The following is a 19,282-nucleotide window of genomic DNA, read 5'->3' on the forward strand; positions in this document are numbered from 1 at the left end:
ACGGTCGAAATCGGCGCGATCCTCAGCACCGTCTTCCGGGAAAACAGGCCACACCCATAGAAGCTATGTCGCGGCACGCGATCACTCGAACGTTGCGTCTTCCGGTTACCCGAAGACCCGGCGTGCTCCGGAAGCCGAAGCAGCCGCTGTTAGCACCGGTAACACGTCGGGTGGAAGAGCGAGCGCCACTGCTGCACCTGTTGTTGCGAGTTCGTCATCTTCCGAGCCAGTTGACGGGAAGGTGGTCTCGAATGAAACCCGCGCGTCTGCTGCGATACAGCCGATACAGGCGACACAGCCAATACCGTCGATACAGTCGACATCAGCACCATCGCCAAGCCTGCAATCGGTACCGGCGCCGCCGGCACCCCAGTTTGCGCCCGCCGCCGGCTCGCTATTGAAGCCGGACGGCGGGCCAAAAACACGCGCACAGGTACGCGCGGAAATCGCCCGCGCCCGAGCCGATGGCAGCCTTCCGGCGTTCGGCAATCCGGACCCGGCTGGACCCGCCGGCGCACCGAGCCTGAGTGCCGCGCCGCGTCCATGAAACCGCGCAGGCCGGCGGTTAGCGCAACGACGCAGCGAGCCGCGCAAACGTGGGTTCGTCCGTGCGATCGAACGCAAGCGGCGTAACCGACACGCGTCCCGACGCCACCACGGCGGTTTCGCTATCGGGGTCGTTCGCACGCGTGCCGCGTTGAAACCGCAACCAGTGGTAATCGATCCCGCGTGGATCGACGTGCGGCAGCACCTCGATATCCTCGACGAGTCCGACGCCCTGTTTGCTCGGTGTGAGCGGACCGGCCGAGGCCGCGTCGACGTCGGGGAAATTGATGTTCAGGCAGGTGGGTGCATCGTGCTGGATCGAGAGCAATTGGCGAATGACGCCTGGCGCGAGCGCACGGGCCGTGTCCCAGCGCACCTTGTTGCGGTCGCTGAAAGTCTGACTCAACGCAAACGACGGCAGTCCAAGTAACAGGCCCGTCATCGCGGCGCCGACCGTGCCGGAGAACATCGTTTCCACGCCGAGATTCCCGCCACGGTTGACGCCGGAAAGAATCAGCGTAGGCGGCGCGTCGCGCATCAGATGCCGCACCCCCATCACGACGCAATCGCCCGGTGTGCCCACTACGCCAAAACGCCGCTCGCCCTGGCGGCTGACTCGCAGCGGCGAATGCAGGCTGATCGAATGCGATGTGCCACTCTGATCGTGTTCAGGCGCGACCACCCAGACTTCGTGCGCGAGCTCGGCGGCAACCGCTTCGAGTACGGCGAGGCCGGGCGCGTCGATACCGTCGTCGTTCGTCAACAGTACCCGCGGCACTTTGGATTCGTAAGCAGACATCGCAACAAGCTCCTCTCGATCGGTTAGGGAAGTCCCATTATCCGGCTATTGCGAAGAGCGTGTTGCGAAGCGGGCAGCTCACGCGGTGGTCTACGGGACACACAACGGGAAATGCGGCCATTGTGTACCATGCAGATTGCTTCGTGCCCTCCATGCTCGCTCCGTGCTTTGGTCCTGCTGAATTGCCGTGACTAGCGCTATCGAATTCGAAGCGCCCGTTATCCCCACCCCCTGTGCCGGATGAATTGACATGCAAATAGAGCCGTTTCAGATTGCCGTGCCGGACGCTGACATAGACGATCTTCGCCGGCGTATTCGCGCGACGCGCTGGGCACCGGCGACGCCGTCGCCAGCCTGGCAACAGGGTGCCGATTCCGCCTGGCTGCGTGAACTCGCCGAGTACTGGGCCGAGCGTTTCGATTGGCGTGAGGCCGAGCGCAGGTTGAATCTGCAACCGCAATTTCTCGCCGAAGTCGATGGTCAGCGCGTGCACTTCGTGCATCGGCGCGGCGTCGGCCCGGCGTGTTATCCGCTCGTGGTCACGCATGGCTGGCCGGGATCGTTTTTCGAGTTCCACGCACTGCTTGACCGACTATGCGACCCGGCCGCATTCGGCTGCGATCCGGCCGATGCGTTCGACGTCGTCGTTCCGTCGCTGCCCGGCTTCGCGTTCTCGCTGGCTCCCGTCGAGCCCGGCACTTCCGCATTTCAGGTGGCGGACTTGTGGGCGTCCCTGATGCGTGGCCTCGGTTATGAACACTTTGGTGCCCAGGGCGGCGATCTGGGTGCAGGCGTCTCGATCGCGCTTGCGGCACGGCATCGCGAGCGTGTCGACGGCATTCATCTCAACTTCTTGCCGAGTTCATACGAGCCTGCAAACGGCGCCGCGCAGACACCGCTCACGCCCGCGGAGGAAACCTATCTGCGGGAGAAGAACGAATGGGCTGCTCTCGAAGGCGGCTACGCCCATATGCACACCACGAAACCGCAGACTCTGGCTGCTTCGCTGAACGATTCGCCGGTGGGACTCGCTGCCTGGATCGGCGAGAAGTTTCGCGCGTGGAGCGATTGCGATGAGAACGTCGAGCAGGTGTTTTCGAAAGACGAGCTGCTCACCAACATTTCACTCTACTGGCACACGCAGAGTATCGGATCGGCCATACAGATGTATTGGGAAAACCGGCTGCAGCCAATGCGCTTCGCCGAGGGGCAACGCGTCGTGCCGCCGGTGGGATTCGCCCACTTTCCGAAAGAGATCAATCATCCGCCGCGCACGTGGCTCGAACGGACCTTCGACGTTGTGCAATGGACCGACATGCCGAGCGGCGGTCATTTCGCTGCGATGGAAAAGCCTGATTTGCTCGCTGCCGAGATTCGCAAAATGTTCAGGAAGTTGAGAGCTTAGGCACGTCGACTCAATTGTGTCGACGCACGAGGCATCGATTCGATATCGATGCCGAGGCACTTCGTGCATCGCATTTATGTCATGTTGTCTGGCTGAATATGCATGTCGCATGGCCGAATCCAGCGTACGCGTATGTCTGATCAGTGTGCCTCTCAATGTGGCCAGGTAACGTCGCGTGACGCGCATGTGAACTTAATCATCAAATATGGTCCGGACCCATTGCGGCGATCGTGCAGCCGCGTATGATCAGCGATCGTCATTGCATTCGGTTTCTCGCCAGCCTGCGTTCGCAGCGCCGTCGATTCACCGGAACCCGATGCACCATGAAATAGTGGCACCCAGTACGCACCTGATTCCGGAGGGAGGACAGGCATTCGCGTTCGCGGCGCAGCAGGAACAACGCAGCAGCGAGGGACCTGAATGCAATACGTGTCGGGATAGACTCTGCGGGAAAACAAAAAACAATGCAGAAAATGAAGGCCACTACGCGGCGTGTCATCTACTTCACGTGCGATCCTTCGCCGGATCTATTGGCGAGCTTCGAGGAGCGCGATTGGGAGGTCCAGGTCATCGGCTCGGTTCGCGATGTACGGCGAGCCGTGGATGACGGCTCGCTGGCGGGCGGGCTGGTCGATCTGTCGAGTGTGTTCGACTCCCGCGATATTGCCGCGCTGGAAGCCTGCCTTGCGGTGCCGAACATCGGCTGGGTGGCGATGACCGCCGCGCCGGAACTCGATGACACCGCCATACGCCGGCTGGTGCGCGATTACTGTTTCGATTACGTCACGCTCCCTGCTGCGAACGCCAGGATTGTCGATACGGTTGGCCATGCCTGCGGCATGATCTCGCTCGGCGAGCCCGTATTCGTCGATACGTCCATGGTTGAAGGCGAGATGATCGGCACCTGCGATGCCATGCTCGCGTTATTCCGCTCCATCCGCAAAGTCGCGACAACCGACGCGCCCGTCTTTGTCTCCGGTGAATCGGGAACGGGCAAGGAGCTGACAGCCGCGGCGATTCACGCTCGCTCGCCGCGTCGTGATGCGCCGTTCGTCGCCATCAACTGTGGTGCGATTCCGCCGCACCTGTTGCAATCCGAGTTGTTCGGCTATGAGCGCGGCGCCTTCACGGGCGCGAGTCAACGCAGAATAGGGCGCGTCGAAGCCGCTCACGGCGGCACTTTGTTTCTCGATGAAATCGGCGATCTGCCGTTCGAGAGTCAGGCGAGCCTGCTGCGTTTCCTGCAGGAAAGCACCATCGACCGCCTGGGGGGCAACGGTGCGATCGATGTGGACGTGCGCATCATCTCGGCCACCCACGTCGATATGGAGGCTGCAATCGAAGACGGCCGCTTTCGCGCGGACCTGTACCACCGTTTGTGCGTATTGAGGATCGACGAGCCGCCGCTTCGCGCGCGCGGCAAGGACATCGAGCTGCTCGCACTGTACACGCTGGATCGCTACAGGAAGGATGCGAGCCGCCGGCTATACGGTTTTTCTCCGGACGCGATCGCAGTGCTGCATCAATACGACTGGCCCGGCAACGTACGGGAACTGATCAACCGGGTTCGCCGCGCCATGGTGATGTCGGAGGGCCGCACGATCACCGCGGACGATCTCGAACTGTCGGGTTACGTCGCGACCGCGCCCGTGACGCTTGCGCAGGCGCGTGAGACAGCGGAGCGGCAGGCCATCGAACTCGCGCTGCTGCGCCAGCGCGGCCGGCTCGGCGACGCCGCGCGTGAACTCAGCATTTCACGCGCAACGCTGTACCGTTTGCTCAGCACGCATGGCATGCGGTACGGTGAAGACAACGCTGCTGAAGCTTGACGCGAAGATCGCGTGCAGTGAGTGGTCAGGTAATTTGTTCACTCGTTGAAACGTGTGTACCCGTTTGCTGAGTGTGGAACGTCTCGCCACGCTGTCTGCTTACGCCTCGCACAGCGTGAAGCGCCTGACCATCGTCTCTGCGGTGCAATACGGTGACCGCCCGTCAGATCGTCCCAAACAAATCCCGAGGACGATCCTTCAGCGTGCCCGTCAGCAGTCTTAACGCACTCACGAGTTGATCGCGGCTCGTCGCGCATGCGAGGTTGATCCGCACGCCGTGCTCGATCTCCGAGCGGTCCACGGCAAATGCCGACGACGGCATCACCACCACCCCGCGCGCCTTCGCATTCGCCGCGAAGTCGTCGGCACGCCACGGCGGCGGCAGTTTGAGCCACACGAACATGCACGCTGGATCGGTCTGCAGCAATTCCTGCGGCAACAACTCGCGAGCCAGATCCTGTCGCTGCGTCGACGGTCTATCACCAGGCGGATGTTGCGATGATTACGCCGGGCTCGACCAATCCGCAACTCACCAAGCAAGGCTACAAAAACGTGTTCCGCACGATGGGGCATGACGGCATCGGCGGTGTCGTAGCCGGGCATTTCGTGGTGGAGCAGATGAAGGCGAAGCGTATCGGCATCATCGACGACCGCACGGCGTTCGGGCAAGGGCTGGCGGATGCGTTCGAAAAAGGTGCAAAGGAAGCGAACGGCAACATAGTCGATCGCGAGTTCACGAATGACAAGGCGGTGGACTTTCGCGCCATCCTGACGACGCTCAAGAGCAAGAACGTCGACCTGATTTTTTTCGGCGGGCTGGACGAGCAGGGGGCAATGCTGGTCAAGCAGATGCGCTCACTGGGCATGCAAGCGCAACTGTTCGGCGCGGGCGCACTGAAGAGCAATGCTTTCCTGCAGATCGCCGGCGCCGCGGGTGACGGTACGCAGGATCTCGAACCCGGTCCGGCGCTCGATAAGCTGCCCGCCGCACAGGAGTTCGGCAAGCGTTATAAGGCGCGCTTCAATCAGGATGTCGAGCTCTATGCACCGTTCGCGTACGACGCCGCACTCGCCATGATCAAAGCGATTCACGGCGCCGACTCGCTTGATCGCGCGAAGATTGTGGACGCCCTGTCGAAAGTGAAGGTGACCGGTGTGACCGGCAATATCACCTTCGATCCTTATGGCGATCTGATCAAGCCGCCGTACACGCTGTTTCAGGTCCAGCAAGGGCAGTGGAAGAGCATTAAGACCGTAGGCGGCAACGGCGTCTAATGCTCTACGAGAACGAGAACCCGCCTGTGGTTTTACGTCGATGAGGGCGGGAAAAAACCGTGATACCGGGAATTGCCGGTAGCGGTGGCCTCAGCGAGATGGCCGGTCGCGCCCACGGACAGGAGCGTCTCCAGGGTGCCCGCGCGATTCGAAACGAACGTCCACTGTGTGGCGGCTTCCTGCGATTGAGCGGTCGCGTGAATCTGGCGCAGGGCCGTCAACAGGGCTTCGCTATCCGGCGACACCATGACAAAGCCCTCGTTCGCGAGCGCAGCAGTGTTCAGTCCCAGTTCGAGGCAAAGCTGCATGCGCAGCGGCGCCTCGAACTGATTCGCGCGACGTGACTGCCCGACCAGTTCGATGGTCGTCGCATCGACAAGGATTCCCTGCCTTTGCAGCGGCGTCGTCTGCCACGCGTCCGGAGGGCATCCCTTGTTTTCCGGCACCAGTTCGACGAACGGATTGATTTCAGCGGGATAGATCCGGCACACGAGCGGTCTTTGTTCGTAGATACCACAGCGCATGTCGGCTTGCAGATTGGGACACGCGCCAGTGAAGGCCGCGGCGAGAACGATCGAAATGCGGACCGGCAGGCTTCCGCTCATTGCCGGTGAAGAACGCGCCCGCTTGTACTCAGCTTGCGCATTGCCTAGCTCAGGCTCGACGGGCCACGGTATGGCCTCGCAGATGAGTTCCATTTGCCCGCCGCGCTCCAGCCAGGCGATAGCCTCGGTAATCGTCAGCGCGAGGCGCAAGTCGTGGCAGCATTTGCCGCATGCGGTGCATTCGAAATTGATGTCATCCACCCTGATTTCCTCTTCAAAAGTCGGCGTGGTGCTTAGTCGGAACAGAGGCGAAATTCTGACCGCGACCCCACAAATAAATTTTGGACGGCCGGATTCAATGCCCCGTGTGTGAATGCTGGCGCAATTCACCCGGAATGAAAACACGCTGCAGGCCGCCGTCATCGAGCCAGGCGCGGGTTTTCTCGGCGGCACGGTCGATCAGGCGATCACATTGGGTGTAGTCGTAAGGTGAAATGTCGAGCGGACAAAGCGGGGGCACGACGAAAATCTCGGCGCGCGCGGTGTAGAACTCCAGATCGCGAACGAGTTGGCGTGCGATGACCAGCGTGAGCGCGTGCATCGCCTGAGCAATCGCGCTGGTGGGCGGCGCACGGAGCGCGCAGGCGAAGCCGGCCGGCAGTACGACGATACGAGTTGCGCCAAGCGCGATCGCAACCGAGATCGGGGTGTTATTGGCGACGCCGCCATCGACCAGATCCACACCGTCGATTCGTACAGGTGGAAACACCCCCGGAATCGCCGCGCTTGCCAACACTGCATCCACCACCGGACCGGACGATATCACGATCTCGTTACCCGACAGACAGTCCGTCGCGACAATGTGCAACGGCAGGGCGGCCTGCTCCACACGCATAAATGAAAGGTTCCTTTCCAACAGCATTCGCAATGCGGTTGCTTCCACGAGATGCGGGCGGCGCCGCAGCACCATATCGAGCAGGCCGAGCATCGAGAACGGCATGATGTCCTGCCGACGGATCCGGCACCATAACGACTCGAGCTTTGCCACGCCTTCGCGATTCGGACTTCCAGCGAAATAGGCGGCATTAATGGCACCCGCGGATGCGCCGACAACACAACCGGGATGCTCGCCTCGATTGACCAGTTCCCGCAGCATGCCGACTTCGATCGCACCCAGACTGCCGCCGCCGGAGAACACGAAGGCGGTCAGCGGGGCGCGCGGCGGGCTCGCCGGCGGATCGGGCAGTGTGGAATCAATCGACGACATGTTGGCCTCCGCTTCGTGCCGGCCGCTTTACCAACGCTGCAGGCGCGGTCCGAGCAATGCGCCGATAACAGTCGGCACCAGCATGCCGGGAAGATACGACACGCCCTTGCATGGTATGCCCATCTCGGGACAGTGCAGATGGCAGGCCAGCGTCGCGGCCGCCCGGGTCAGCAGCACACACGACCCGGGCGGGACGGGTGGCGCGATACCTTGAGGGCACGGAACCCGATTTGGCGAGGCACAATAGAAACGCCCAGGTCCCTTTTTTCCGAAAGCTCTCGACGCGAGGTGGACAGCATGACGGCACCCATCACACTCGTTCTGTTCGACATGGAGGGCGTCCTGTCCCACTACGACCGTTCGGCACGGGTCGAGCGTCTGGCCGCGATTTCCGGCCGGACGCCGGAAGTCGTGCGTCACGCGATCTGGGGGTCAGGGCTCGAAGCCCGTGCCGACGCCGGGCAGATCAGCGACGACGAATATCTGCGCTTGCTTGGCGATCTGCTGAGCTACCCCATCAGCCGCGACGACTGGCTGGCGGCGCGCCACGCATCGATCACGCCCAATGCGGAGGTGCTCGCGCTCGCTGAAAGAGTCGCCGAACGCCGCCGGATTGCCGTGCTTACCAACAACTGCCGTCTGCTCACCGACCATATCGGTTTTCTGAATCCACCCGCCGCGCAACTGTTTGGTCCTCACGTCTACGCGTCCGCTGCGTTCGGCGCGGCGAAGCCCGCTGCTCAAACCTATCTTCGCTGTGTAGAGCAACTTGGTGTTCCCGCGGCCGAAGCGCTGTTCGTCGACGATACGGACGCCAACGTGACGGGCGCCCTCGACGCCGGCCTGCAGGGATATCAGTTTGTCAGCGCGAAAGCGTTGTCGGCGGAACTGGCGCGTTACGGACTAATCGAGCGGGCGTAAGCCGCAGGAGACGCGGCGCCCTCGTCACGCGGACGCTGCCGATCGGCCGCTTTCGAGAAACTCGACGCGTCGACGACACGTTTGAACACTGCCATCCCTTGAAGAATCTCCATACCGGGTTGTCCTCTCGAATGTGGCCGATCCGCAGTCTAGAACGGACTGGCGATGGTCCGCAAACAGGACGCCATCATCTGCCATCTCGCGCAGCGCGCGGAATCCGAACTCTGGCCGCATGATGCAAGGCAGACCGATGTCGTGCGCTGGCTGAGTTGGAACAGTCAGCATTTTTACCGGCATGCCGGCTCGCTTTACTTCGAGCACATCATCAAGCCGGCGTTTGGACTCGGCGAACCCGATCCGTCGAAAGTCGCAGAGGGGCAGGGCTGGTTTCGCAAGCATGCCGGCGTACTCGATCAGCACCTCAAAGGCCGTCAGTGGCTGCTTGGCGACGGCCTGACGATCGCGGACTTTTCCGTTGCCACTCATGCCGAACGCGGCCGGCGCTCCAGCCAGTTACGCAATAGTCCCGCCAGAAGCGCGCTAACGATCACGGCAAGGTAAAGCGTGACCAGGGTGTGACGCCACGTATCGAGCGCAAACTGGTGCGCCAGCAGTTTCGAATCAGGCGCAGGGAGGACAGCATGCATGGATAAGACAACTTGTTTCATCCGCAAAAAACCCACTGCAGATAGCAATGGCAAACCAACGAGCAGGGCAAGCAGTGCGGGCCGCGCGCGTTGCGCCGCCGGATAGTGACGCAATCGAAACCACACGCCGAGGCAGCCGTGGATCCAGCCCGGCGCGAGCAGCGCAAGTTGCAGACCCTGCGTGCCGCTCGTGATCAGCGATATCACGATTCGTTCGTAATTCGGCTCGAAGCCATACAGCGACGCCGCGAGGCGCGTCGCCACCGCATGCCGGATCAGCAGCAGAGGCAGGCTGAGTCCTGCCCATAGCCGGATCCATTCGGCGGGCGGGAGCGCCCAGTGACGACGCCCGTAAATCGTGCGAACAGCCAGCGCGAAATGAACAAGCGCCGAACCGTACAGCAGGATCGTGCCGGGCACGCTATGCCAGATCCACAATGCGAACGTGAGTCCGCGTCCGGCAAGATCGAGCGACCAGATTCCGAGCGCATGATTGACCAGGTGCAAAAATAGATAAATGAGCAGTACCACGCCTGATCCGAGTTGCAGGCGGCGCAGAACGGGCCGCAATTCCGGTCGCACATTACCCTCCTTTCATTTTGTATGCTCCCGAAAACGGCCTGGGAGACCGCAGTGGAGCCGCGCCGAGCCTGCCGGCGCGTCTGCCTTATCTCACGCGCTGCGAGCGGCCGTGGTAGTGCGCTTCTGGTGTCTGCTCTGTTGCACCGTACCCTGGCGCACCGCTTCGGCAAATCGCTGTAATGCGGACAGCGAGCCGCACACGCTCTGGTATTCCTCGCGGCCAATCCTGCCGTCGAGGATGACCGCCATGCCCGAGGCACGGGCCATGTCGATGATGTCCATGTTGGCTACTCCTTTTCAGGTTCTCTCATCTGCTTGACTGCAGGCACGCCGTGGCTATTCCCACATTTTCCCTGGTGCGGGTCATGTCAGCCCAAACGGCTGGATTTGCTGACCCGCGCTAATTTTCTGTTCCGGGAATAAAACCGGCGGCACGGCAGTCTTCCAGATGAACCGAGTCGTGAGGCCCGCCGGATGACCCCGCGGTTTGCCTGCGAATCCTTATCGTGAGGTCAACATGTCGTCAAATCATTCATCCGATCCTGCATTCAATCCCGCATTCAACCCCGCATTTAACCCATCACGCCGCAGCGCGCTGAAATGTCTCGCCTTCGGTGGCGTAGGCACGGTGTTCGTTCTTTCAGGCGGCATTCTCACGCCAGTGGAACTGGCCCTCGCGGCCGATGCGAAATCATCCTCGACGTCCGCGGGCGTGCCGCTTTTCCTGCAGATCAGCGATTCGCATATCGGCTTCAATAAGGAGGCCAACCCGGACGTCGCAGGCACGCTCAAACAGACGATCGACTACGTCAATGCCATGCCGGTCAAGCCCGCGCTGACCATCCATACGGGCGACATCACGCATCTCTCCAAACCGGCGGAGTTCGATCTCGCGGCGCAGTTGATGTCGGGTCTGAACATTACCGAACTCCACACCGTGCCGGGCGAGCACGACGTGACGGATGGCCCCGGCACCGAATACTTCAGCCGCTTCGGTAAGGCCTCGGACAACAAAGGCTATTACAGCTTCGACCACAACGGCGTGCACTTCGTCGCGCTCGTCAACGTGATGCATTTCAAGCCGAACGGCCTGGGCGGTCTCGGCGACGAGCAACTCGCCTGGCTCGAAAACGATCTGAAGGGCCGCTCATCCAGCACGCCGATCGTCGTCTTTGCCCACATGCCGATGTGGACGATCTACGAGCCGTGGGGGTGGGGCACGGGCGATGCCGGTCAGGCCATGAGCTATCTGAAACGCTTCGGCTCGGTGACCGTGCTGAACGGCCATATTCACCAGATTGTGTCGAAGGTCGAAGGCAACATTACCTTCCATACCGCCCGCTCGACCGCCTATCCGCAGCCGACCGCCGGCAATGGTCCCGGCCCTGGCCCACTCACGGTAGCGAGCGATCAGCTCCCCAGGATGCTCGGCGTGACCAGTATCAAGATCGTGCGTCATCCGTTGAAGGCGACGCTTGCCGACACGACACTCGTTTGATTTTGTGAATATTTTTCGCTCGTAGGAGATCAGTTATGCAAACTAATGTTTTTTGCCGCGCATTCTTTGTGCTGCTCGGGAGTTCGGCGCTGCTGGCAGCGTCGGCGGGCATTTCCGTTGCGCGTGCGGAGAGCCCGAACGCTGTGGTCATCAAGAACTTCATGTTCTCGCCGATGGCGCTCACGGTCAAAGCCGGCTCGACCGTCACCTGGAAAAATCTCGACGGCGAGCCGCATACGGTCGTGAACGATGCGGGCATGTTCCGCTCCGCCGCGCTCGATCAGAACGACACGTTCCAGTTCAAGTTCGACAAGCCTGGCGTGTACAAGGTGTTTTGCGGCATTCATCCGAACATGAGAGAAACGATCACCGTGCAATAGGTGCCGGATTCCGAGTGGGGCGCCATGCGCCCCACTGTGCGTGCACGGCGTTTTAAGCGATGGCCGCAGATCGCGACGTTCCATATTGGCGTGCATTTTGCAAAACGGAGAGACGCAACGCTTGCTCGCATCGCCGCCTCCCAGCCCAGCATGGAAGCGGCCTGCGAGGGCTCGCGGCACCGCCCGGGGATACACGCGGCGTTGAATCTTTTACTTGTAGTTTCGATGCGCAGCGGACTCGCAAAGCCGGCGTTTAAAGCGCAGCATTGCCATACATATTGTCGCGGCCGCGGCGTGCGGGATAAATTCTTCTAACGACTTCAGATCGACCATCGCCGAATCGTATGAACAAAGTCTGCCGACACGTCAGACGTAAGGATTCCGGAGCGTATTGCGATGCTCAACGATACCGACTTGCAAAAAACTGCCATGGATAGTCTTGATGCCGGCTTCGACGTTGGCGCTGAGCCGTCGGCTACGGCACCGCCCGCGCGATTCGGACGTCTTGCACTGTGCGTCGCGGCGGCGAGCGCGCTAGCTTTTGGCGTGGTGGGTACGGTCGCGTATGGCATCTGGTTCAACCATGATCAGCAGGCGTATGCCGATGCGATGGCAGGCGCGCGGCAAGCGCTCGGGGCAGCTGCGTCAGCGCCTATGGGAGGACCGGCGTTGGCGCAATCAATTGCACCGTTAGGGCCGGTAACGTTCGCGGCAGCGACGCGATCGGCAGCGATGGCGGCAGCCGGGGGGGCAGCGGCTGGCATGCAGGCCACAACCGCAGCCACACCGGTGACCACAGGAATGCAGGTAACGGCCGGTATGCCGGCAACAGCACGAACGCAGGCAGTAGCAGAACTGGACGGAGAAGAAGGAGGACAACAAGCCTCCTGGTCCGGCCCGGTCACGCAATTCTCGACGCCTGCGGGTCGCGAAACGAGCGTCGCGGATGCGACACCCGCTGTCGCCGCATCGTCTGTCCCAGCCGCTCACCGCGCGACGGCCCCTTCGAATCCAGCCGCGCAGCAGTTGGCGTCCAGCCGTCCCGGCAGAGACCCACGTCTCGCACAGCAGGATCATCGATCTTCTTCGACGGCAAATTCCCGGCACAAGAGCAGTCTGTTCGCCCGGATGGGGTCGTTCTTTCGTCGCGTAAGCTATCGCCAGCATGGCACCGGAAGCCAGCAAGACATCTATTCCCATCCCTGAGCGCACACGTACTCAGCGCGCCGCTCGTGGGCGCGCCCTCGCGATCCGCTTCAGGCCGGGCCCGGCGCCAATCGCCGCCGCCGCGCTGATTTGCCTGCTGATCGGCCTTCTGTATCTTGCGCAGCAGATCAGGACGATTTTTTCCGACCAGTTGAAGCAGGAATATGCGGGGCTCGTTCTCGAAGCGGTCGAACGGGCGGAAGGTGCCCGGAGTCTGGTCGGCGTCTGGCAGCAACTGCCCGACGCAACGGAAACCAGAGCCGCCGGGTATCGGCATGCGCGAACCGAGCTTGCCCATCGCCTCACGTCACTCGCGGCACTGGTGAATGCGAGTCCCTCAGCCGCGCCGCATCTGCCGCCATCCCTGCTCACAGCCGACGCCGATCTGCCCGACACGGATGCCTTACTTAGCACCGTATCGGCTTATTGGCGCGCGCAGCGCGACGCCGACAGCGCCGACGTACGCCTGCGGATTGCTCACGTCGCGCGCACGCTGATCGCGTTGGCGGCGCTACTGTTCTGCATGCTGATCACAGCATTGGGGATGTATGCCAAACGGAATCGTCTGCTGGCAGGTCAGTCTCACGAATTCGAGTACGCGGCGTTGCACGACCCGATGACCGGCTTGTCGAACCGGCGCAAGCTGTTTGCCGCGCTCGAAGAGGCGGCGACGAAGTCGTCCGTGAGCGCGGCGCCTCACAAAATAGCCGTGCTGTATGTCGATCTGGATGGATTCAAGCAGGTTAATGACTCGCTCGGCCACCGCGTCGGTGATCAATTTCTGATCGCGGTGTCGAAACGCTTTCGCGAGTCGGTGCGTAAGGGCGATGTCGTCGCGCGGATCGGCGGCGACGAATTCGCCGTCCTGGTTCGAGAGTTTTCGACGAACGCAGAACTGGGCGAAATCGCCCGCAGGCTGATCGCCTGCGTGGTTCAAACCGACAAGGACATAGGGGTCGGACTGGTTCGAGCCAGCATCGGCATTGCCAGTTTTCCGGATTCTGTCGACGATTACCATCGCCTCGTGGCCGCAGCCGATGAAGCGATGTACCGGGTCAAGCGCAGCGGCAAGAACAGTTACGCGTTCGTGGGCGAGACGCGTTGACCCATGCGCTTTATGAGGTCTGCTTTACAGCGTTTCCGCCTTCGCGGTGTCCAGCTTCGCCTTGCGGTGCGACAGATCATCGATCAACTGCAGGCGCAGGTCGTCGGTCATATGTTTCCATCCGCGGATTTCGTCGCGCGTGCGCAGGCAGCCGATGCACAAACCTGTATTGACGTCGAGTTTGCAGATGTCGATGCAAGGTGAAGGAACCGCTATGATCGGCGCGCCGATTCCGCTGGATTCAGTTTGTTTTATATCGGATGCGCCCGCCGAGCCAGGGTCGCCTCCCGCGCCATACGCAGCGCTTTTTAAGTCACTCATTTCGAATCCGGTCTGCTTGAATTGGCTGTGAGCGACGCCGAGAAGCTGTTCGGGCGCGTCGCCCAGAATATGCCGCGGGAGTATATCAAGCGGCTGAACCAGCATGCGCCCGAGGCGCGAACTCACGCGTCGATTTGTTTCGTGTTACAAATTCGAAGCATCGCCGATGCAGAAGAGACGCGTCCCCCGAGGGGACTTCCTTCGGGGCGTCGGCAAGGCAGGAAAGCAATGGTTCGAAGTTCAACCTCTGCGGTCAGGACAATGCCCAGATATTCTTTGATTCGTGCAGCGCGAAGTGCGAACCCGCTTGCGTGGCTTGCCGCATGTGTGGTCGCAACACTGGCGGCCTGTGCGCCGGTGCCGCCGGCTGGCAATCAGGCCGCCGATCAAACCTCGCATCAAGCTTCGCTTCAAGTCCCCGCATCGGCCGCATCGGCCGCAGCACGCCCGGCCGCCGGGCCGCTGCCCGTTCCTCCGAACCTCATTGCGTTGACGCAACCGGCCGGCCAGAAACGGTTGATGGCCTCCGCCCATAACCAGTCGTACTGGCCGCTCTCGGAGTACTTCGAAACGCAGCGCAACGAAGCCTACTGTTCGGTCGCGACTTCGGTGATGGCGCTCAATGCACTGGGCATCCATCGTCCCGAATCGACGCAGTACCCGGACTTTCCCTACTTCTCGCAAGAGGATTTCTTTCGCAGTATCGACCCGCAGGTGGCCAACGCCGCGCAGGTATCGAAGGAGGGTATGACGCTCGACCAGCTCGGCGCGGCCCTGAGCACATTTCCTGTCGAGGTGAGGAAATTCCATGCCGGCGATCTGACGCTCGGTCAGTTTCGCGATCTGATTCGTGACACGACGGGCCGCAGCGACCGCTTCGCGTTATTGAACTTCAGGCGGGCGGAGATAGGCGAAGCAGGTGGCGGCCACTGGTCGCCGCTTGCCGCATACGACGCCGCGAGCGATAGCGCGCTGCTTCTCGATGTTGCGCGCTACAAGTATCCGGCAGTGTGGGTGCCGGTCACGCAACTGTATGCAGGGGCTCAGGCGGTCGACAGTGTGAGCGGACTTTCACGCGGGATTGTGATCGTCGGCACGCGAGCGAACTAACCAACGCTTTTTACGAGCCACTTGTCACGCCAGCCAGCTTCGGCAGCAAATTGGTTGAGCGCGCATCAATCGTCCTGATTGCGCCACTCGGTGAGCCCTTCTCGCACATTCAATTCGATGAACGAGGGCAGGGCGCGCAACCCGCGGATATAGCGCGCGAGATGCGGCCAACCGAGTGCGGGGCGCGGCATATTGCGTGTCCAGCGCATCAGCATGACCGCGAGCAAATCGGCGGTGCTGAGTTTGCCGCCGACCAGATAGTCACGTCCGTCGGCGAGATGGGTATCGAGCCAATCACAGGCTTCTTCGATGCGTCGCCGTGCCAATGCCCGGACTGCTTCGGCGCCGGCAGGATCGCCGTCGACGTCCGCGTAAAACCAGTCGCGCATGGCGGGCAGCAGCGTGTTGGCGAGATAGATCATCCACTCCAGCCACGCCGCGCGATCGGCCGACCCCGGCGCGGGTGCGAGGGCGGCTTCAGGATGCCGCTCGGCCAGCAGCATGAGCAACGCAGCCGACTCGTGGCGCGGTACGCCGTCGACCACCAGCGTGGGAACGCGGCCTGAAGGATTCAAGCGCAGATATTCAGGGTTGCGCTGATTGCCGGCGTCGATATCGACGAGACGGGTATCGAACGGAATGCCCATTTCTATCATCATCCAGTGAACGGCCATGCTGGCCGCGCCTGGCGAGTAATAAAGAAGGTAGTCCATTGATTCGCTCCGCATGTTTGTTCGATTTGACCGGCTTGAATTTGGGCGTAGTCTAGCGCGACTCGTGAAGGCCTCGAGCTCGAGAGACTGCATGGGAGACCAGGTTACAGCGAGCTGAAACAGCCATAGCGGCGGAGCGGAGCAAGTGGATAAGCGACGCGCAATATGAGATTCGCCAGGGCTGTCCCGTCGGTTCGGGGGAGCGGCGCGGGTTCGGGTGAGCTTGCCGCTGGCTCTCTCACGCGGCAGGTTGAGCAACTTGAGTGCGGTAAGTTTTTGCTGAAGCCTGACACGAATGAATCTGCACGCCGCTCATGCATGCGTACACGTCATCGCCGTGACGGACCGTGAACTGGCGAATGACTCATTCCTGTGCCGCTACTGCGGGCTTTTTAATGAGTTTTCGGTCGCGTCACCATGATCCGGGTCCATCTCAAGTTCGCGCAGTTCAATGATGCCGCCCAGTGCATCGAGTTCTTCCGTTGCGCCCGATTCGATATGTGAGTCGCTGATGGTGACATCCGCAGAATGCCCGAGATGGGGGCGTTGTTGTCGCGCAGGGTTAGCGCCGGACTTGCTTTAACGCTGCCAATTTCAGCCTGTCTGTAAGGATGTGTCGCACGACGGCGCTTTTCAGAAAAATCCTATTTTGGCTCCCAACTCCCCGATGCAGTGTCGTTTCACTACGAATTTCTAACGACACGTTACAAAAGGGAGATGTATGAGAATAAACAAACCGTCTTGTCGGCCAGCAGGCAATTTTGCCCGTCTACTGGCCGCATTCATGCTGCTACTGGTGGCGTTCGGCGCAAGAGCTGACTACACGTCTGACTGTACCAGTCGCTATGCAAAATCTGGTGCGACACAAGGCAGTAAATGGTGTGCGCTTGACGCGGCGAGTAACTCGCCGGGCGGTCCAGGTGGTTACGCCTGCCTGAACGACATCGATCTCATCAAGAAGTGGTGCGCGGGCGAAACCGATCCGCAGCCTGAAGATTCCTGCCCGGTTGCCGATCCTATCTATCCTGCCAACGGCATGGTGACGCTCTCTGAAAATGACTTCCGCAGCGGTGACGGGATACCGCTAACGTTCATACGAAGCTACCTGTCTTCACCGTTTCTTAACTCGGCGACTGCCATGGGGCCAGGGTGGATAAATAACTGGCAGCGGCAACTAAACGTCGCCGGGGCGAGCGGCAGTTCTCCGAAGGTCATCGCCTATCGCGCAAACGGCCAACCGCTCACGTTCCTATTGACCGGTGGACAGTGGAGGACGTCCAGTTTTAGTGGGTTTGCGATTACTCAAAACGGCTCCGGATGGACGCTTACCGACCTAACGACCGATACCGTCGAGTCATATTCGGCACAGGGTGCCATGCTGTCTGAGACAACCCATACGGGTTTTACCAGGACGCTTACTTACGATGGCGCGGGAAGGCTCACGGCAATCAATCAGCGTGCGGCAGATGCAGTCCCGAAGTATGAACTGCTGACGATCAAACTTGATTACGACACTCAAGGGCGGATCAACCGCATGACCAACCCAAGCGGCGGACTTACGCAATATGGGTATGACGCGAACAACAATCTCGTATCCGTAACGTGGCCCGATGGGTATGTGCGACGGTATGTCTATGACGACTCTCGCTTCAAGAATTTACTCACCGGCGTAGTTGACGAAAGCGGCTCACGGATCGCAACGTGGACATATGACGAACGGGGTCGCGCGACCGCCGCAAGTCACCCGGATACGACGCAGAACGTTCAGTTTTCCTATGGCAACAACTTGACCACGATGTCCTGGAGTAATGAATCCGGCACCATCAACTACGCGTCCATCGCTGGAATGTTGCGACTGACTGGCGGCAGCACTGCCGACGGCAACGAGAGCCGAAACCTGGATGCGAACGGCAACCTGCTACAGAAAACAGCACCCGCCGGCACCGCTGCCTATTCATATGACCCGGTGGGTCGGCCGGTGCGTGCGGCGGTGAGTAGTGCTAGTGGCACAGTGATAACGACAGTCCGCTACGCAGACGCGACGAGTCTGCATCCAGCGCTTGTTGCAACTCCCGGCAAGATGCGTGCGTTCGTGTATGACGCGAGTGGCAACGTCACAGGATACAGCGAGTTCGACACGTCTGACATAACAGGCGCAAGTGGCTTCGCCGCTACTGGCACAGGCAACAAGTTGACTGTTGGCGCGCGCTACGATGCCAATAACCGCTTGGCGCAAGCAACTGTCTATGTGAACGGTGTAAAAACCGAAGACTGGTATTACTTTTCTGACTCTACCGGCAACATAAACACCGCTCAGGACGTTGTTTCGGGCTGGCTGTTCGGGACGCAGAACCGTGACGCGGCTAACCGCGCTACGTCGCTGACGGGCAACTATCGGGAAGCTCGACTCACCTATGACAAACGCGGTCGCGTCAGCCAGTTTTCGTACGATGAACAGGCTCGACCATCGACTGGTGGCTTGCACCGCTTCCTCACTGTCAACTACGCTTACACGCCGGATGGTCGCGTCGCGAGTCGCACCGGCACCGTGGCGAGAAATGGGGGTAGTGCCGAACCGATAACCAGTGATGACATCGACCAGTGGATTAGCAACTATGAGTCGGGGGCCGACCCGGTCGGACCACCTGCTAATCTCTCCGGCTCGCTCAAAGCACTGAAGGCGAGCGGTTTGACAGCGATTCCGCCGGTATGCGCGGAGTGCTATGTCTTCACAAAAGCCAAGTTGGCGTGGAAACTGTTCTATCGTGGGCTCACCGTCACGCCGGCAGGGCAACCGGTTCGGGGAGATGTGCCTGAACTGCAAATAGCTGCGCAAGAGCAGGTTCCGTTTCCTATTCTGATGCCTGACCAGAACGGGCAATCGAAACGCGCAGTGCTATATGCTCAACTGTTTCAGGCCAACAGCGATTCCGATCCTGGTTTCGTCAAATGTGCCTTGTCAGGAAGGTGCGCCAAGGTGTACCAGAAGTGTATCGAGTACTGCGCCGATACAACACTTCCGACGCCCGGCGGCACCGGAATTCCATTTTTCCGGTGCAAAAACAAATGTATTGCCGACAACGGATGTTAAAGGAATGCCATGATTAAGAATCGAGAGGTAGCCGTGGAGCTA

Annotated in this window: 18 protein-coding genes and 2 pseudogenes; 11 read left to right on the top strand and 9 right to left on the bottom strand. The window is 60.8% G+C overall.

What is annotated here, in order from left to right; genetic code table 11:
* Window positions 1–565: 565 nt before the first annotated feature.
* Window positions 566–1,345: a 5'/3'-nucleotidase SurE gene (gene surE / locus KHO31_RS26940; RefSeq protein WP_201072840.1), complete on the bottom strand. Its 780-nt coding sequence runs from the start codon at window positions 1,343–1,345 to the stop codon at window positions 566–568.
* A 250-nt stretch (window positions 1,346–1,595) separates the two neighbouring features.
* Here surE and KHO31_RS26945 point away from each other — a divergent pair, with 250 nt between their 5' ends.
* Both KHO31_RS26945 and KHO31_RS26950 read left to right on the top strand, forming a co-directional pair.
* A complete protein-coding gene (locus tag KHO31_RS26945; RefSeq protein WP_201072842.1) occupies window positions 1,596–2,750 on the top strand; it encodes an epoxide hydrolase family protein in 1,155 nt (384 codons plus the stop codon).
* A gap of 473 nt (window positions 2,751–3,223) precedes the next feature.
* Entirely contained in the window at window positions 3,224–4,579 is a 1,356-nt protein-coding gene (locus KHO31_RS26950; protein ID WP_211624558.1) for a sigma-54 dependent transcriptional regulator, read from the top strand.
* Window positions 4,580–4,742: 163 nt separating this feature from the next.
* On the opposite strand, the pseudogene KHO31_RS26955 reads toward KHO31_RS26950, so the two are convergent.
* Window positions 4,743–5,042: pseudogene (locus KHO31_RS26955) on the bottom strand (PLP-dependent aminotransferase family protein); the annotation flags it as partial.
* Here KHO31_RS26955 and KHO31_RS26960 point away from each other — a divergent pair.
* Window positions 5,039–5,854: pseudogene (locus tag KHO31_RS26960) on the top strand (branched-chain amino acid ABC transporter substrate-binding protein); the annotation flags it as partial. The pseudogenes KHO31_RS26955 and KHO31_RS26960 sit on opposite strands and share 4 nt — an antisense overlap.
* A 32-nt stretch (window positions 5,855–5,886) precedes the next feature.
* Here KHO31_RS26960 and KHO31_RS26965 read toward each other — a convergent pair.
* The 3 genes from KHO31_RS26965 to KHO31_RS39880 form a co-directional block, all read right to left on the bottom strand.
* Window positions 5,887–6,660 (bottom strand): YkgJ family cysteine cluster protein, encoded by a 774-nt coding sequence (locus tag KHO31_RS26965; RefSeq protein WP_236060991.1) that lies wholly within the window; start codon window positions 6,658–6,660, stop codon window positions 5,887–5,889.
* A gap of 94 nt (window positions 6,661–6,754) precedes the next feature.
* The gene (locus KHO31_RS26970) at window positions 6,755–7,666 is read right to left on the bottom strand and encodes a patatin-like phospholipase family protein (protein WP_201072846.1); all 912 of its coding nucleotides are present in this window, start codon (window positions 7,664–7,666) and stop codon (window positions 6,755–6,757) included.
* A gap of 27 nt (window positions 7,667–7,693) precedes the next feature.
* Entirely contained in the window at window positions 7,694–8,017 is a 324-nt protein-coding gene (locus KHO31_RS39880; RefSeq protein ID WP_201085059.1) for an NrsF family protein, read from the bottom strand.
* Here KHO31_RS39880 and KHO31_RS26980 point away from each other — a divergent pair.
* Both KHO31_RS26980 and KHO31_RS26985 read left to right on the top strand, forming a co-directional pair.
* On the top strand, window positions 7,964–8,587 hold the full coding sequence (locus KHO31_RS26980; protein ID WP_211624514.1) for an HAD-IA family hydrolase: 624 nt from the start codon (window positions 7,964–7,966) through the stop codon (window positions 8,585–8,587). The two genes, KHO31_RS39880 and KHO31_RS26980, sit on opposite strands and share 54 nt — an antisense overlap.
* Window positions 8,588–8,752: 165 nt before the next feature.
* Window positions 8,753–9,148 (top strand): glutathione S-transferase family protein, encoded by a 396-nt coding sequence (locus KHO31_RS26985; RefSeq protein ID WP_211624516.1) that lies wholly within the window; start codon window positions 8,753–8,755, stop codon window positions 9,146–9,148.
* Here KHO31_RS26985 and KHO31_RS26990 read toward each other — a convergent pair.
* Together KHO31_RS26990 and KHO31_RS26995 are read right to left on the bottom strand one after the other, a co-directional pair.
* On the bottom strand, window positions 9,070–9,804 hold the full coding sequence (locus tag KHO31_RS26990) for a hypothetical protein (RefSeq protein ID WP_201073012.1): 735 nt from the start codon (window positions 9,802–9,804) through the stop codon (window positions 9,070–9,072). The genes KHO31_RS26985 and KHO31_RS26990 overlap by 79 nt on opposite strands.
* A 102-nt stretch (window positions 9,805–9,906) precedes the next feature.
* On the bottom strand, window positions 9,907–10,098 hold the full coding sequence (locus KHO31_RS26995) for a hypothetical protein (protein WP_201072854.1): 192 nt from the start codon (window positions 10,096–10,098) through the stop codon (window positions 9,907–9,909).
* 235 nt (window positions 10,099–10,333) lie between these two features.
* Between KHO31_RS26995 and KHO31_RS27000 the strand changes: the two genes are divergently transcribed.
* The 4 genes from KHO31_RS27000 to KHO31_RS27015 all read left to right on the top strand — a co-directional run bounded on the left by KHO31_RS27000 (window position 10,334) and on the right by KHO31_RS27015 (window position 14,005).
* Window positions 10,334–11,314: a metallophosphoesterase family protein gene (locus KHO31_RS27000; protein ID WP_201072856.1), complete on the top strand. Its 981-nt coding sequence runs from the start codon at window positions 10,334–10,336 to the stop codon at window positions 11,312–11,314.
* Between the two features lie 35 nt (window positions 11,315–11,349).
* Window positions 11,350–11,694 carry a cupredoxin domain-containing protein gene (locus KHO31_RS27005; RefSeq protein ID WP_201072858.1) on the top strand — a complete coding sequence of 115 codons (345 nt, stop codon included), beginning with the start codon at window positions 11,350–11,352 and terminating at the stop codon, window positions 11,692–11,694.
* 396 nt (window positions 11,695–12,090) lie between these two features.
* On the top strand, window positions 12,091–12,900 hold the full coding sequence (locus KHO31_RS27010) for a hypothetical protein (RefSeq protein WP_211624518.1): 810 nt from the start codon (window positions 12,091–12,093) through the stop codon (window positions 12,898–12,900).
* Window positions 12,860–14,005, top strand: a complete 1,146-nt coding sequence (locus KHO31_RS27015) for a GGDEF domain-containing protein (protein ID WP_201072862.1) — start codon at window positions 12,860–12,862, stop codon at window positions 14,003–14,005. Before KHO31_RS27010 ends, KHO31_RS27015 begins: the two co-directional genes overlap by 41 nt.
* 24 nt (window positions 14,006–14,029) lie before the next feature.
* On the opposite strand, the gene KHO31_RS40085 is transcribed toward KHO31_RS27015, so the two are convergent.
* Window positions 14,030–14,452, bottom strand: coding sequence for a DUF1289 domain-containing protein (locus KHO31_RS40085; protein WP_407945967.1), 423 nt, complete (start codon window positions 14,450–14,452; stop codon window positions 14,030–14,032).
* Window positions 14,453–14,587: 135 nt separating this feature from the next.
* On the opposite strand from KHO31_RS40085, the gene KHO31_RS27025 reads away from it, so the two are divergent.
* The gene (locus KHO31_RS27025; RefSeq protein ID WP_201072864.1) at window positions 14,588–15,436 is read left to right on the top strand and encodes a phytochelatin synthase family protein; all 849 of its coding nucleotides are present in this window, start codon (window positions 14,588–14,590) and stop codon (window positions 15,434–15,436) included.
* A 65-nt stretch (window positions 15,437–15,501) separates the two neighbouring features.
* Here KHO31_RS27025 and KHO31_RS27030 read toward each other — a convergent pair whose 3' ends face one another.
* Window positions 15,502–16,149 (bottom strand): glutathione S-transferase family protein, encoded by a 648-nt coding sequence (locus tag KHO31_RS27030; protein ID WP_201072866.1) that lies wholly within the window; start codon window positions 16,147–16,149, stop codon window positions 15,502–15,504.
* Between the two features lie 784 nt (window positions 16,150–16,933).
* Between KHO31_RS27030 and KHO31_RS27035 the strand changes: the two genes are divergently transcribed.
* Window positions 16,934–19,240: a DUF6531 domain-containing protein gene (locus KHO31_RS27035; RefSeq protein ID WP_211624520.1), complete on the top strand. Its 2,307-nt coding sequence runs from the start codon at window positions 16,934–16,936 to the stop codon at window positions 19,238–19,240.
* The last annotated feature ends 42 nt before the right edge of the window (window positions 19,241–19,282 follow it).

Source organism: Paraburkholderia domus (assembly GCF_905220705.1).
GTDB lineage: Bacteria > Pseudomonadota > Gammaproteobacteria > Burkholderiales > Burkholderiaceae > Paraburkholderia > Paraburkholderia domus.

Bases quoted from the DNA above. Each gene is read 5' to 3' on its own strand.
- surE (WP_201072840.1), bottom strand. From the start codon at position 1,345: ATGTCTGCTTACGAATCCAAAGTGCCGCGGGTACTGTTGACGAACGAC.
- KHO31_RS26945 (WP_201072842.1), top strand. From the start codon at position 1,596: ATGCAAATAGAGCCGTTTCAGATTGCCGTGCCGGACGCTGACATAGAC.
- KHO31_RS26950 (WP_211624558.1), top strand. From the start codon at position 3,224: ATGAAGGCCACTACGCGGCGTGTCATCTACTTCACGTGCGATCCTTCG.
- KHO31_RS26970 (WP_201072846.1), bottom strand. From the start codon at position 7,666: ATGTCGTCGATTGATTCCACACTGCCCGATCCGCCGGCGAGCCCGCCG.
- KHO31_RS26980 (WP_211624514.1), top strand. From the start codon at position 7,964: ATGACGGCACCCATCACACTCGTTCTGTTCGACATGGAGGGCGTCCTG.
- KHO31_RS26985 (WP_211624516.1), top strand. From the start codon at position 8,753: ATGGTCCGCAAACAGGACGCCATCATCTGCCATCTCGCGCAGCGCGCG.
- KHO31_RS26995 (WP_201072854.1), bottom strand. From the start codon at position 10,098: ATGGACATCATCGACATGGCCCGTGCCTCGGGCATGGCGGTCATCCTC.
- KHO31_RS27000 (WP_201072856.1), top strand. From the start codon at position 10,334: ATGTCGTCAAATCATTCATCCGATCCTGCATTCAATCCCGCATTCAAC.
- KHO31_RS27005 (WP_201072858.1), top strand. From the start codon at position 11,350: ATGCAAACTAATGTTTTTTGCCGCGCATTCTTTGTGCTGCTCGGGAGT.
- KHO31_RS27010 (WP_211624518.1), top strand. From the start codon at position 12,091: ATGCTCAACGATACCGACTTGCAAAAAACTGCCATGGATAGTCTTGAT.
- KHO31_RS27015 (WP_201072862.1), top strand. From the start codon at position 12,860: ATGGCACCGGAAGCCAGCAAGACATCTATTCCCATCCCTGAGCGCACA.
- KHO31_RS27025 (WP_201072864.1), top strand. From the start codon at position 14,588: ATGCCCAGATATTCTTTGATTCGTGCAGCGCGAAGTGCGAACCCGCTT.
- KHO31_RS27030 (WP_201072866.1), bottom strand. From the start codon at position 16,149: ATGGACTACCTTCTTTATTACTCGCCAGGCGCGGCCAGCATGGCCGTT.
- KHO31_RS27035 (WP_211624520.1), top strand. From the start codon at position 16,934: ATGCTGCTACTGGTGGCGTTCGGCGCAAGAGCTGACTACACGTCTGAC.